Raw genomic sequence first — 14,509 nt, 5'->3', positions numbered from 1 at the left:
GGCGCCAGCGTGGTGTCATCTGCTTCAATGATGGCGAACTGATTTCGCGGAAGCCCTCTATGCAAATCAACAGCAGTCTCCTCTCCGCGGGTCTCGGTGCTTATCAGGCTGGGCAGCAGCGTGTCGATCAGGCAGGCGCTGCAATAGTCAGGGGGAGCGCTCCTGTGCCGGAGAACTCCCAGGCGGTTGCCGAAACGGTTGGCCTGACCGAGGAGCTGGTGCAATTGAAAGTTGGCGAGCATCAGGCCAAGGCTGGCGCTCGAATCCTGCAGACCGCCGACGAAGTGCTAGGCACCCTGATCAACACCAAAGCCTGACGCGCACTGGCCTGCCTGGCCGAGCGACAGGCTTTTCCCTAAGTCTCAAATCCTTCCAAGTTCCAGCGACGCGCCGACGAACGGCGTGAGGGTCGCTGCTTGACATCGACTGACCCTAAACGTATGTTTCAAACGCCTGTTTGACCTGCCGGGACAAAGCCGGATGGTCCAATTTAATCAAGCGTGGCTAATTTGCCGGCCACCTGAACCAAGAACCCACCGCTGAGGTTTACGCTATGCCTGACTACAAGGCCCCCTTGCGCGATATCCGCTTTGTACGTGACGAACTGCTCGGCTACGAAGCGCACTATCAGAGCCTTCCGGGTTGTGAAGACGCCACTCCGGACATGGTCAACGCCATCCTCGACGAAGGCGCCAAGTTCTGTGAGCAGGTCATCGCGCCGCTGAACCGCGTGGGCGACATCGAAGGCTGCACCTGGAGCGAGAGCGGTGTGAAGACGCCAGCCGGCTTCAAAGAGGCCTATCAGCAGTTCGTAGAAGGCGGCTGGCCGAGCCTGGCCCATGACGTCGAGCACGGCGGTCAGGGCCTGCCGGAATCGCTGGGTATGGCGATCAGCGAAATGGTCGGCGAAGCCAACTGGTCCTGGGGCATGTACCCCGGCCTGTCCCACGGTGCGATGAACACCCTGCACGAGCACGGCACGCCCGAGCAGCAGCAGACCTACCTGACCAAACTGGTCTCCGGCGAGTGGACCGGTACCATGTGCCTGACCGAGCCGCATTGCGGCACTGACCTGGGCATGTTGCGCACTAAAGCCGAGCCTCAGGCCGACGGCAGCTACAAGGTATCCGGCACCAAGATCTTCATTTCCGCGGGCGAACACGACATGGCCGACAATATCGTCCATATCGTTCTGGCTCGCCTGCCCGACGCGCCGCAAGGTACCAAGGGCATCTCGCTGTTTATCGTGCCGAAGTTCCTGCCGAACGCCGAAGGCGGTGTCGGCGAGCGCAATGGCGTGTCCTGTGGTTCCCTGGAACACAAGATGGGCATCCACGGCAACGCTACCTGCGTGATGAACTTCGACAGCGCCACCGGTTTCCTGATCGGTCCGCCGAACAAGGGCCTGAACTGCATGTTCACTTTCATGAACACCGCACGCCTGGGTACTGCACTGCAGGGCCTGGCGCATGCCGAGATCGGCTTCCAGGGCGGCATCAAGTATGCGCGTGAACGTCTGCAGATGCGCTCGCTGACTGGCCCGAAAGCGCCGGAAAAAGCCGCTGACCCGATTATCGTGCACCCAGACGTGCGCCGCATGCTGCTGACCATGAAGGCCTTCGCCGAAGGCAATCGTGCAATGCTCTACTTCGCCGCCAAACAGGTGGACATCACCCAGCGCAGCCAGGACGAAGAGCAGCGCAAGGCCGCTGACGCGATGCTGGCGTTCCTGACCCCCATCGCCAAGGCGTTCATGACCGAAGTCGGTTTCGAATCCGCCAACCACGGCGTACAGATCTACGGCGGCCACGGCTTCATCGCCGAGTGGGGCATGGAGCAGAACGTCCGCGACAGCCGCATCTCCTGCCTGTACGAAGGCACCACCGGCATCCAGGCACTCGACCTGCTGGGCCGCAAGGTACTGATGACTCAGGGCGAAGCACTCAAAGGCTTCACCAAGGTCGTGCATAAGTTCTGCCAGGCCAACGAAGGCAACGAGGCGGTCAAGCAGTTCGTCGAGCCGCTGGCCAAGCTGAACAAGGAGTGGGGCGACCTGACCATGAAGGTCGGCATGGCCGCGATGAAGAACCGCGAGGAAGTCGGTGCCGCTTCGGTGGACTACCTGATGTATTGCGGTTACGCCTGCCTGGCCTACTTCTGGGCCGACATGGCACGGCTGGCATCGGAGAAGATCGCTGCCGGCGAAGATGCGGATGGTTTCTACACCGCCAAGGTGCAGACGGCGCGCTTCTACTTCCAGCGCATCCTGCCGCGTACCCGTACCCACGTTGAAACCATGCTGTCCGGTGCTGACAACCTGATGGACATGGACGAGGCGCACTTCGCACTGTCCTACTAAGGCGCTGCGCAACAAGAAAACCGCTGCTACGGCAGCGGTTTTTTTTGCCTCGTGTTTCGCAATGCCAGTGATTTTTTCACCCCATGGGTGAACCTCTCATCAAGTGCAGGCAAAATGCCTGCTTTCCTCACGGCCGTTACCGGAGCCGCCGTGCCTCGCCAGAGTCCCGCTCGTTTCAGTCATTTCTATGCACCGCTGGCGCTACTGGTCGGTGGGCTTGTGGCTGCACGTCAGCCCACGTTGAACGAGTTCTTCACCTCCTTGTTCAATGTGCTGCCCACTGTGCTGCTGTTGCTTGGGGGGGCCTTCTGCGTCGCCTATGCCCGGGTCCGTGAGACCTTTCTACTGTTGACGGTCTATATCGTCTATTTCCTTCTCGATACTCAGGTCGACCACTACCGGCTGACCGGCTCGCTGCTGCCGGAGGCCGCGCTGACCTTCCATCTGTGTAGCCTGCTGTTGCCGGCGCTATATGGCCTGTATGCCCTTTGGCAAGAGCGTGCACATCTATTGCAGGACGGTCTGGCACGGCTTGCCGTTGTGTTTGGAGTGTCGGTCTTGGCGCTGGCACTGGCGCGGCGCTTCCCCGCTGGCGTGCTCGACTGGCTGACAGAGGTTCGCTGGCCATCGATGCAGGCTGATTGGTTGCAACTGATCCAGCTGGCCTATCCAACGTTTCTGATCGCGATACTCGCGGTACTGGTGCAGTACCTGCGACGGCCACGGCCGGTGCACGCAGCGCAGTTGGTCGCGCTGGTAGGACTGCTGTTGATGCTACCGCAGGTATTCAGTCGTCCCGGTGCGCTCAACGTCTTGAGCAGCTTGATGATGCTGGTGCTGGTGATCGCAATTGCCCAAGAGGCTTATCAAATGGCGTTTCGTGACGAGTTGACCGGCCTGCCTGGCCGTCGCGCCCTGAACGAGCGACTGCAGCGCCTGGGGCGCCAATACGTGATCGCCATGGCCGACGTGGATCGATTCAAGGCTTTCAACGACACTCACGGGCACGACGTAGGTGATGAAGTGCTGCGCCTCGTCGCGAGCCGGTTGCGCAAGGTTGGCGGCGGTGGACGCGCCTATCGTTACGGAGGTGAGGAATTCGCGCTGGTATTTCCAGGGCGTGATCTGACGCATTGCCTGCCGCACCTGGAAGCCGTACGGCAGGCCGTCGAGAGCTATCCACTGCAGCTGCGCGACACGTCCAGCCGGCCAAAGGATGCGGAGCAGGGGCGGCAGCGCCGTGGTACTGCTTCGGCAGCGGCGGTCTCGGTGACTATCAGTATCGGCGTCGCCGAGCGACTGATGACGCAGCGCAGCGCTGAGGAAGTCATCAAGAAGGCCGACCAGGCGCTTTATAGCGCGAAGGGAGCGGGGCGCAACTGCGTCCGCTCGCATGAGGAGAACCGTCGCGGTGCGATGCGTACGCTGAAAGAAGCGAGAACTGACGCCTAGCACAGCTGAAAAACAGCCAGCGTCACTGCTGCGGGCCGGTCGGGTCGCCGGAAGTTATGGTGGCGCATTCAGCGTCTGCAATGTCATGGTGAGCGGGTCGTTCTGTCAGTAGCGTAGCGGGCATAACAATGCACAGTGCCGTCCTGGAGAACGATATGCCCGCTTACAAGGCTCCCCTGCGCGATATGCGCTTTCTGATCGATGAAGTGTTCGACTTTCATGGCAGCTACGCGGCCAACGGTGCCGAAGACGCCACGCCAGACACGGTTAGCGCGATCCTCGAAGAAGGCGCCAAGTTCTGCGAGCAGGTCCTTGCGCCCCTTAACCGGAGCGGTGACGAGGAAGGCTGCCATTTCGACGACGGCGTGGTAGTCACCCCTAAAGGCTTCAAGGAAGCCTTTGCGCAGTATGCTGAAGGCGGCTGGATGGGCCTGGCCTCGGATCCTGCCTATGGCGGTCAAGGCCTGCCGCACTCGCTGGGGCTTGTAGTCGGTGAGATGGTCGGCTCGGCGAATACCTCTTTTGGTATGTATCCAGGGCTGACCCATGGCGCCATGGCCGCAATCGCCGCTCACGGCACCGATGAGCAGAAGCAAGCCTACCTGACCCGCATGACCGAGGGCCGCTGGACCGGCACCATGTGCCTCACTGAATCCCATTGCGGCACGGATCTGGGCATCATCAAGACTCGTGCGGTACCGCAGGCTGACGGCAGCTACGCGATCAGCGGCACGAAGATCTTCATCTCGGCCGGCGAGCACGACATGAGCGAGAACATCGTGCATCTGGTGCTGGCCAAACTGCCTGATGCTCCGGCTGGCACCAAAGGCATTTCACTGTTCATCGTGCCCAAGTTCATGCCTGATGCGGCTGGCGAAGCAGGCGAACGCAACACTGTCGCCTGCGGCTCCATCGAGCACAAGATGGGGATCAAGGCGTCGGCAACTTGCGTGATCAACTTCGATGGCGCCAAGGGTTTCCTCATCGGTGAGCCCAACAAGGGTCTGAACTGCATGTTCACGATGATGAACCATGCACGGCTGGGTACCGGCATGCAGGGGCTATGCAGTGGCGAGGCGAGCTTTCAGGGCGCCATCCGGTACGCCAATGAACGTTTGCAGATGCGTGCACTGACCGGGGCGAAGTTTCCTGAAAAGCCTGCCGATCCGATCATTGTGCACCCCGATGTGCGGCGCATGCTGCTGACCATGAAGGCGTTCAACGAGGGCAACCGTGCCCTGGCCTACTTCACCGCGCAGCTGCTTGATCAGATACACAGCCCGGACGCCGATAAGCGCAAGGAAGCCGAGGACCTACTCGCCTTTCTCACGCCGATCTGCAAGGCCTTCATGACCGACACCGGACTGGAGGTCACCAATCTCGGCATGCAGATATTCGGCGGTCACGGCTACATTCGCGAGTGGGGTATGGAGCAGCTGGTGCGCGACTGCCGCATCGCACCGATCTACGAAGGTACCAACGGTATTCAGGCACTCGACCTGCTCGGTCGCAAGGTGCTCGGCAGCCAGGGCAAGCTGATGCTCGGTTTCACCAAGCAGGTGCACAAGTTCTGCGAGGCCAACGCGCAGCATCCTCAGCTGCAACACTACGTCACGCAGCTGGCTGGCCTGAATCGTGAGCTGGGCGAGATCACCGCACGAATCGGTATGGCCGCGATGAAGAATCCCGACGAAGTCGGCGCAGCCTCGGTGGACTACCTGATGTACTGCGGTTACCTGATTCTGGGCTATTTCTGGCTGCGCATGGCTGTGGTAGCGCAGAGCAAGCTGGACGAAGCGGGCAGCGACACGGCGTTCTACCAGTCTAAGCTGACCACCGCCGAATTTTACTTTGCTCGCCTGCTTCCGCGCACCGCTGCCCACAAAGCGGCCATCGAGGCCGGCAGTGCCAGCCTGATGAAGCTGGGCGCTGACCAATTCGCTTTCTGACCCACCGGTAATTTACAGCCCGCCTCGTGCGGGCTTTTTTGTGGGCGATCTCAGTCGCGGCTTGTGGATTCCGGGCGAGCAAGTGTGGCTGCCTCTAGCGTCGAAGGGAGAACCGGTCAGTCATTTAAAGACGCTTCGGGCGCCGATTGGTCTTCAGTTAGACTCGCGAAACTGCTGCGGCCAATCGGCCGGGTGATATGTTTTCTGCGAGGTCTTTTTTCATGGCTGACTACAAAGCACCCCTGCGCGATATGCGTTTCGTCCTGAATGAAGTCTTCGGTGCCCCGAAGCTCTGGCAGACACTGCCGGCTCTGGCGGAAGTCGTCGATGCCGAGACGGCCGAAGCCATTCTCGAGGAAGCGGGCAAGATAACGGCCAACTCGATCGCTCCGCTCAACCGCAGTGGTGACGAGGAGGGCTGCAGCTGGGTCGACGGCGCGGTAACCACCCCGGCCGGTTACCCAGAAGCCTATCGCCTTTACGCCGAAGGCGGCTGGGTCGGTGTAGGCGGCGATCCAGCCTACGGCGGCATGGGCATGCCGAAAGCGATCTCGGCGCAAGTCGAGGAAATGATGAACTCCGCCAGCTTGGCGTTCGGCCTGTACCCCATGCTGACCTCCGGCGCCTGCCTGTCCATCTACGCCCACGCCAGCGAAGAGCTTAAGCAGAAGTACCTGCCGAACATGTATGCCGGTGTCTGGTCCGGCTCCATGTGCCTGACCGAGCCTCATGCAGGTACTGATCTGGGCATCATTCGCACCAAGGCCGAGCCGCAAGCGGACGGCTCATACAAGGTCAGCGGCACCAAGATATTCATCACCGGCGGCGAGCACGATCTCACCGAGAACATCATCCATTTGGTACTGGCCAAACTGCCCGATGCGCCGGCCGGTTCGCGCGGTATCTCACTGTTCCTGGTGCCGAAAGTGATGGTCAACGAAGATGGCAGCCTCGGGGAGCACAACAGCCTCGGCTGCGGTTCCATCGAGCACAAGATGGGCATCCAGGCCTCGGCCACCTGCGTGATGAACTTCGATGGTGCGACGGGATGGATGGTCGGCGAGCCGAACAAGGGTCTGGCGGCGATGTTCACCATGATGAACTATGAGCGTCTCGGCGTCGGCATCCAGGGCTTGGCCACGGGCGAGCGTTCCTATCAGAGCGCTATCGAGTACGCACGTGAGCGTATCCAGAGCCGCGCACCGACTGGCCCGGTAGCGCAAGACAAGGCCGCTGACCCGATTATCGTGCACCCCGATGTTCGGCGGATGCTGCTGACCATGAAGGCGCTGAACGAGGGTGGTCGCGCCTTCTCCAGCTATGTGGCGCTGCAGCTGGACATCGCCAAATTCAGCGATGACGCCGAAGCACGCCAGCGTGCCGAGGCGCTTGTGGCTCTACTGACGCCGGTAGCCAAGGCTTTCCTGACCGACATGGGGCTGGAAACGACTGTCCATGGCCAGCAGGTTTTTGGCGGCCACGGTTTTATCCGGGAGTGGGGGCAGGAGCAGCTGGTACGCGACTGCCGGATCACCCAGATCTACGAAGGCACCAACGGTATCCAGGCGCTGGATCTGCTTGGGCGAAAGGTGGTGGGCAGCGGCGGCGAGCTGTACAACGCGTTTGCCGAAGAAGTACGCAGCTACTGTGCAGCGGCGGGCAGTGAGCTTGGAGAGTTCACGGCGCCATTGCAGGCCGCACTGGAGAACCTTGATGCGCTCACCTCGTTTGTCATCGACAGCGCGAAGCGCAATCCCAACGAGATCGGTGCGGCTTCGGTCGAATACCTGCATGTGTTCGGTTATACGGCCTACGCCTATATGTGGGCCAGAATGGCAGAGGCCGCAGTGGGCAAGGAAACCCAGGATGACTTCTATGCCAGCAAGCTAGGCACTGCGCGGTTCTATTTCGCTCGTCTGCTGCCGCGCATCCACTCGTTGAGCGCCTCGGTTCGAGCTGGCAGCGATTCGTTGTATCTGCTCGAGGCTTCGCAGTTCTAAACGCTCAATCCTGTGAAGGCACAATGAAATTAATTCGCCATCTCTGGGAACAATGTGTGACGGGCTTAGTCATAGATCTGCATCGCTTGTAGCCAATTACTTACACGTAGCGCCAAGGAAGGGGTCGTGCGTAAGTAAATGCTTACAAGCCGTGGTGCGAACTGCTACTACAGGTTTTTCAGACCGATCGGTAGTCTTTTCCGCCATGGACGCCGCGTAGGGAAGCGCTTCAGAAATAAAACGGATGCGTAGCGGAGCGACGCCAGGAAGGCGTAAGTCACGGATGTCGGCTACAGTCTGCAAAGGCCCCGCTTCGGCGGGGTTTTCTTTTTCTATGCGCAACCAAGGCGCCGCCTGGTCAGCTCATTAATCCGTCAGGCCCGGTTCTCCAGGAGGCCGCTCCTACCGGATGCCTGTCTGTAGGGCCGGCCATGTCTGCGAACCGATACCGCCGGCGGGGTCGGCTAGAGTCAGACGAAGCTCACCGGCAACGCAGGCGAGCTGAAGATCGCGATCTGGCGCAACGGCGCCGCAAAAGCATTAACCCCTCATGCTGCCTTGCTCAGCCCCTGCTTCGCACTAAGCGCCGGCGCTTTTGCTTAGGCCGGCATACACACGCCAGTGCCTCCGAGGCCACAGTACCCGCCTGGGTTTTTCGCTAGATATTGCTGGTGATAGGCCTCGGCGTAGTAGAACGCTGGCAGATCGGTGATTTCTGTGGTGATGCCGCCTAGCCCGTGCTTGTTCAGTTCGGCCTGAAAGCGCGCTTCGCTGTCGCGTGCCATTTCGAGTTGGGTGGCGTCGAAGCAGTAGATCGCCGATCGATACTGGGTGCCGATGTCGTTGCCTTGGCGCATTCCCTGAGTTGGGTTGTGCGCCTCCCAGAACAGCCCGAGCAGGTCGTTGTAGGAAATCAGCTGTGGATCAAACACCACAAGCACGGCTTCGGTGTGTCCGGTGAGGCCGGAACAAACTTCTTCGTAGGTGGGGTTTGGTGTGTGACCGCCGGCATAAATCACCGCGGTCGTCCACACACCGCGTTGCTCCCAAAAGCGCCGCTCGGCTCCCCAGAAACAGCCCATGGCAAACATCGCCTGTTGCAGCTGCGCCGGGAACGGTGGCTGCAGCGGGTTGCCGCTGACGAAGTGATGCTCGGGTACCGGAACTGGCGTGGCGCGTCCTGGCAGGGCTTGCCCTGCATCAGGTAGCGCCTGTTTATGTACAAGAATTTGCGAGCGCAGAGTCATTGTCGTCCTCGAGCCTTGGGCATGTTTTCCGCTAGCCTAGGCTACCAAGCAGACAAATCCAACGCGCGCGTGCCCGGACGGTAGCCGTAAAACCGTTAGAGCCAATGCGGATATCGGCGTAGCGAGCTGATTAGCTGGTCGCCGGGGATGGGGCGGTCGAACAGGTAACCCTGTCCGATATCGCAGCGTTGATGACGCAGGAAGGTCAGCTGCTCGACAGTCTCGATACCTTCCGCAACCACCTTGAGATTGAGGTTGCGAGCCATGGCAATGACAGCTGAGGTGATCTCGATATCGTCCTGGTTATCCGGGATGTCCTTGATAAAGCTGCGGTCGATCTTGATCACGTCGATCGGGAATTTCTTCAAGTAGCTCAGCGACGAATAACCGGTACCGAAGTCATCCATCGCCAGGGTAACCCCGAGTGCCTTGAGGCCGATCAGTTGTTGGCGCGTCTCTTCGGTCGCTTCGAGCAGCAGGCTTTCGGTCAATTCCAACTCGAGGCGGTCGGTCGGCAGCTTTTCTTCGGAGAGAATAGCGGCGATCGAGCTGACCAGATCGGGATCGGAAAATTGTTTGGGTGACAGATTAATCGCGATCTGCGGCGTGCCGATGCCGAGTGCGGCGAGCTGCAGGCCCATCTTGCACGCTTCACGTGCGACCCACTTGCCTATCGGGATGATCAGCCCGGTTTCTTCGGCAACGCCGATGAACTGATCCGGGCGAATCATGCCTTTTTCCGGGTGATTCCAGCGCAGTAGCGCTTCCAGGCCCTGCAGTCGGCCGCTGCGCAGGCAGAGCTTGGGTTGATAGAAAACTTCGAGCTCGTTCTGCACCAGTGCTCGGCGCAGGTTGTTTTCGACGAACAGCTTGTAGTTGGCTTCGGCATGCAGGGCTTCGGTAAACACCTGCACTTGGTTCTTGCCGTTGGCCTTGGCCTTGTGCAGGGCTTGGCCCGCATGTTTCATCAGCGTCTCGGGGTCACGGCCATGCAAGGGCGAACAGGCCAGACCCAGGGAGGCGCTGACACTGATCAGCTGCTTGTCGACGAACAGGGGTTTGTCGAGGATGCGCAGCACCTGGTGCGCCAGCAGCTGGCCCTCTTCCAGGTCCATGTTGTCGAGCAGGAGGGCAAATTCATTGCTGGCGAAGCGTGCGAGCACGCTGTCGCGGTTGATGCTGTTGCGTAGCCGACGAGCCAGGCTGGCCAGCAATTTGTCGCCGGTCTGGTGCCCGAGGCTGTCATTGATGCGCTTGAAATTGTCGATATCCACCAGCAACAGGCACAGCTGCGGTTCTTTGCTGGTGGCGAAGCGCTCTTCAATGCTGCGAATGAAAAACGGGCGGTTTCCGAGGCTGGTCAGGTTATCGGTATAGGCCAGGCGTTCGATGTGCTGCTGCGCCAACTTGCTATGCGTGATGTCCTCATAAATGCCAATGTAATGCGTGAGCTCACCGCTCTCACCAAACACCTTGGAAATCGACAGCTGCCCCCAATAAGGCTCCAGGTTCTTGCGGCGGCTTCGGAATTCGCCCTGCCAGCTGTTGCTGTGTGACAACGCCGATGTGGTGTCGAACAGCAATCCGCTGAGGTTTTCCAATGCAGTCAGGTCGGCCAGGCGGCGGCCACGAACTTCATCAGCTGAGAACTGGGTAATCGAGGTGAAGCTCGGGTTCACATACTCGACGATGCCATCCCGGTCGACCAGGATGAACGCACTGGCGCTCTGTTCGACCGCGCGCTGGAACAGGTGCAGGGTATAGGTGGCGCTGGCACGCTGCTGATTGGCCAGTACCTGCGCGTACTGATCGGCCAGCTCGCCAGCGAACGCCACCTCATCGGCGTGCCAGGTCCTGACACAGCCGGAGTGTTCCAGGCAGAGCACGCCGAACACTTCACCGCCGACCCGGATCGTCGCATCAAGAATCGATGTGATGCCGCGCGGATTGAAGCATATAGGTGCGAGTTCCACGGTACGGGCGTCTTCTACGACGTTCTGCACATCGATCACCCGCCCCTTGTGCAGCGCCTCTACATAACCTGGGCAGGCCGAGACGTCCATAGATGGAGGGTATTCAAAGCTGCCAAGATCGCGGCAGTAAGCTGCGATGGCCTCTAGTTGATCTCCCTTCAAATGCCATATCGATGCGCGGGCGATCCCATATGCTTCACTGGCGGCCTGGGTGATCAGCTGCGCAGCCTCAAGCTGCGGGTTAGCTGCGCTGTAGCGGTGCCGGGCCAGGCGCACGATAAGACTCTGTTGCGCGCGAGAGCGGATCAGGTGTTCGAGATGCTCATCCTGGGCCTGCTGATAAAACTCCAGGGAGGACTGCAGCTTCGCATTCTGGGATTCCAGAGCCGGGGAGGTTCCCGCTGCATGGGGTTCGACGATCAGGTAGCCACGAACCAGTTCTCGACCATACTGTTGACAGAGTTCGCCGATCTCCAAAATATCCAGCGGCCCACCGGAGGCGTGCAGGCAATAACGAATGGAATAGTGGCCCAGGGTTGCCAGCTGCGCTTGCACGACGTCATGAAGTTTTAGGCGAGCCTGCGGCTCCATGAGGCTGGCATAAGGCGAGTCAATCAGAGAACAGAGATTATGCGCGGGCTGGCCAAGATAACGGTCGCAGGCTGGGTCGAGATACAGCAAGGCCCAGCTGGATTCGTTCAAACGCTCGAAACGCAGCATGCCCAGCCTCGAAGGCACTGGCAACTGTGTCACAACCTCGGTCGCCAAACGGCTGGCGGCATCGGTATGTATTTTCATCGAGCGGTTTGCTTCCAGTATGCTGCGGGAGTCGCTTCGTTAGCCGCAGCTTAGACGCTTTTTAGGGCGCGGCGATGGCTAAATAATATTAATTATTGCAAGGGTGCATCATGCAGCAGGGACTGACAAGTCAGCTAGCAAAGTTACTGTTAATCTCGGTTTTCCTGATCGCTAGCGGACAGCTCAACGCCGCCGAGCCAAATACCCTGGGCTCAGACGAACCGTCCCGCTATCTGGCCGAACTCCAGACGCTTTATCTCACCCAGGACGAACGAAAAGCCCTGCTTGCGCACAGCAATGCGCTGCTCAAGGCCTATAAATTGCGGGCTGCCTATCAAGTGGAGCAGGCCAACCCGGAGGATCTCGAATACCAGATCAGTGTTGGCGTGCCTGGCGAGTTGCGTATCCGTGAGGAGCGCCGCGATGCGTCCGGTAATGTCGCCGTGCGCAACCGTGGGTTTTCGGTGTTCGGCTTGGATCCCTACATCCAGTACCAGTGCCCGCCGCAAGGCGTTGTATGCACCTTCGCGGGCTTGGCTGACGGCGAGCCGTGGCTGACCATCCTCCGAGACCCCAAGGGGGCGGAGGAGTTGGCGAAGGCTCTGTCCTTCCTGTTCCGCAATCTTCAAAAAGGCTGATGACGCTTCGCGACTAGACTGACAAAAAAACCCGCCAAGAGGGCGGGTTTTTTTTCGCTCACCGGATCACAACAGCATCGTGCGGATGTCCGCCAGCAGCTCCGACAGACGCTTGGTGAAGCGCGCCGCCGCGGCGCCGTTGATCACGCGGTGATCGTAGGACAGCGACAGCGGAAGCATCAGCTTGGGCTGGAAGGACTTGCCGTCCCATACCGGCTGCATGGTCGCCTTGCTGACACCCAGGATCGCCACTTCCGGCGCATTGACGATCGGTGTGAAACCGGTGCCGCCAATGTGACCGAGACTGGAGATCGTGAAGCAGGCGCCCTGCATGGCGTCGGGCGACAGCTTCTTTGTGCGCGCCTTCTCAGCCAGCTCGGCCGCCTCGCCCGCCAGTTGCAGCAAGCTCTTCTGATCCACGTTCTTGATCACCGGCACCATCAAGCCGTCCGGCGTGTCGACCGCAAAGCCGACATGCACGTACTTCTTGCGGATCACTGCTTTGCCGCTGGGTGCCAGCGAACTGTTGAAGTCCGGCAGCTCCTTGAGCAGGTGCGCACAGGCCTTGAGCAGCAGTGGCAGTACGGTCAGCTTGACGCCGGCCTTCTCTGCCACAGCCTTCTGCGCGACGCGGAAAGCCTCCAGTTCGGTGATGTCGGCCGACTCGAACTGGGTCACGTGCGGTACGTTGAGCCAGCTGCGGTGCAGGTTCGCGGCGCCGACCTGCATCAGGCGGGTCATCGGCACTTCTTCGATTTCACCAAAGCGGCTGAAATCGATGGTCGGGATCGGCGGGATGCCCGCGCCGCCCGTGCTGCCTTCGGCTGGGGCCTGCTTGGTCTTGTGCAGCATGGTCTTGACGTAGGCCTGCACATCTTCCTTGAGAATCCGCCCCTTGGGGCCCGTGCCTGTAACCTCGGCCAGTTCGACGCCGAACTCCCGTGCGGTCATACGCACTGCAGGCCCGGCGTGCACTTTGCTGCCTGCCTTGCTTGGGCCACTTACTGCCGGGGCTGGTGTTGCGGCAGCCTTGGCTTCCGGTACGCCCTGCTTGTTCGGCGCGACGGCCTGCTGCTGCGGTGCCGCTTCCTGCGGCTTGGCTTCGGCCTTCTTCGCCGGGGCGGCGCCCGCGACCTTCAGCGTCAGGATCAGGTCGCCGGTCTTGGCCGAGTCACCGACCTTGATCGACAGCGACTCCACCACGCCTGCCTTGGGCGCCGGGATCTCCATGCTGGCCTTGTCGGATTCCAGCGTGATCAGCGACTGATCGGCTTCGACACTGTCGCCGGCCTTGACCATCACTTCGATAACGTTGGCGCTGCCGCTGGAGCCGATGTCCGGGATGCGAACTTCTTCCACGGATTCGCCAGCTGCTTCGGCGGGCTCTTCAGCCGCCTGCTCGGTAAGCTTTTCCTTGGGTGCGCTTTGCGCCTGACCTGCGGGGGCAGGGCTGGCCGCGGCTGGCTTGCTCTCCGCCTCACCCTTTAGAATCAGGATCAGATCGCCGGTGCCGACTTCGTCGCCCACCTTGACCGAAATGCTCTCGACGACGCCCGCAGCTGGAGACGGGATCTCCATACTGGCCTTGTCGGATTCAAGCGTAATCAGCGCTTGCTCGGCTTCTATGGTGTCGCCCGGCTTGACCGAAATCTCGATCACGCTGGCTTTGCCGGAGGAGCCGATGTCGGGCACCTTGATCTCCTGCGACTCGCCTTCCCCGGCCGATGCCGATGGATGTTCATCACCCGGAGGCGTCGGCTCTTCAGCTTCATCGACTGGGTTGCCACTGTTGGCCGGCTCGGCGGCGGCTTGCGCTGGCGCTTCGCTGCCCTGGCCATCTTCGCTTTCCAGCTCCAGTAGCTCGTCGCCTTCCTTGAGGCGGTCGCCCAGCTTGACCTTCAAGGCTTTCACGACGCCCGCCTTGGGCGCCGGAATCTCCATGCTGGCCTTGTCGGACTCGAGCGTCAGGATGCTCTGGTCGGCTTCGATACGGTCACCGACCTTGACGAACAACTCGATTACTTCACCCTCACCGCTGCCGATGTCGGGTACGCGTATGGTTTCACTCACGATAGGTTCTCCTGTGCGCACGC

General features: G+C 60.5%; 9 protein-coding genes. 6 read left to right on the top strand and 3 right to left on the bottom strand.

The genetic code is table 11. The annotated features are described in order from the left end of the window. Positions 1-59: 59 nt before the first annotated feature. The 5 genes from BUE09_RS02130 to BUE09_RS02110 all read left to right on the top strand — a co-directional run bounded on the left by BUE09_RS02130 (position 60) and on the right by BUE09_RS02110 (position 7,760). Complete coding sequence (locus BUE09_RS02130; RefSeq protein WP_073299061.1) at positions 60-317, top strand: hypothetical protein; 258 nt, start codon at positions 60-62, stop codon at positions 315-317. Positions 318-553: 236 nt separating this feature from the next. After that, positions 554-2,359 carry a phenylacyl-CoA dehydrogenase gene (locus tag BUE09_RS02125; protein ID WP_073299060.1) on the top strand — a complete coding sequence of 602 codons (1,806 nt, stop codon included), beginning with the start codon at positions 554-556 and terminating at the stop codon, positions 2,357-2,359. Positions 2,360-2,473: 114 nt separating this feature from the next. Continuing rightward, positions 2,474-3,811: a GGDEF domain-containing protein gene (locus BUE09_RS02120; protein ID WP_073299059.1), complete on the top strand. Its 1,338-nt coding sequence runs from the start codon at positions 2,474-2,476 to the stop codon at positions 3,809-3,811. A 155-nt stretch (positions 3,812-3,966) separates the two neighbouring features. Beyond that, positions 3,967-5,760, top strand: a complete 1,794-nt coding sequence (locus tag BUE09_RS02115; RefSeq protein WP_073299058.1) for an acyl-CoA dehydrogenase C-terminal domain-containing protein — start codon at positions 3,967-3,969, stop codon at positions 5,758-5,760. A 221-nt stretch (positions 5,761-5,981) separates the two neighbouring features. Then, positions 5,982-7,760 carry an acyl-CoA dehydrogenase C-terminal domain-containing protein gene (locus BUE09_RS02110; RefSeq protein WP_073299057.1) on the top strand — a complete coding sequence of 593 codons (1,779 nt, stop codon included), beginning with the start codon at positions 5,982-5,984 and terminating at the stop codon, positions 7,758-7,760. A gap of 599 nt (positions 7,761-8,359) precedes the next feature. Here BUE09_RS02110 and msrA read toward each other — a convergent pair. Together msrA and BUE09_RS02100 are read right to left on the bottom strand one after the other, a co-directional pair. Next, entirely contained in the window at positions 8,360-9,007 is a 648-nt protein-coding gene (gene msrA, locus BUE09_RS02105; RefSeq protein ID WP_073299056.1) for a peptide-methionine (S)-S-oxide reductase MsrA, read from the bottom strand. A gap of 95 nt (positions 9,008-9,102) precedes the next feature. Further along, entirely contained in the window at positions 9,103-11,778 is a 2,676-nt protein-coding gene (locus BUE09_RS02100) for a sensor domain-containing phosphodiesterase (RefSeq protein WP_073299055.1), read from the bottom strand. Positions 11,779-11,888: 110 nt separating this feature from the next. Between BUE09_RS02100 and BUE09_RS02095 the strand changes: the two genes are divergently transcribed. Beyond that, positions 11,889-12,416 carry a hypothetical protein gene (locus BUE09_RS02095; protein WP_073299054.1) on the top strand — a complete coding sequence of 176 codons (528 nt, stop codon included), beginning with the start codon at positions 11,889-11,891 and terminating at the stop codon, positions 12,414-12,416. 66 nt (positions 12,417-12,482) lie between these two features. Here the strand turns inward: BUE09_RS02095 and aceF are convergent, their stop codons facing one another. Further along, on the bottom strand, positions 12,483-14,486 hold the full coding sequence (gene aceF, locus BUE09_RS02090) for a dihydrolipoyllysine-residue acetyltransferase (protein WP_073299053.1): 2,004 nt from the start codon (positions 14,484-14,486) through the stop codon (positions 12,483-12,485). Positions 14,487-14,509: the final 23 nt, after the last annotated feature.

Source organism: Stutzerimonas xanthomarina DSM 18231, assembly GCF_900129835.1.
In the GTDB taxonomy this organism is placed as follows: domain Bacteria; phylum Pseudomonadota; class Gammaproteobacteria; order Pseudomonadales; family Pseudomonadaceae; genus Stutzerimonas; species Stutzerimonas xanthomarina.
Note: the sequence above shows the minus strand (reverse complement) of the source record. Positions and strands in the feature narration are given on the sequence as shown.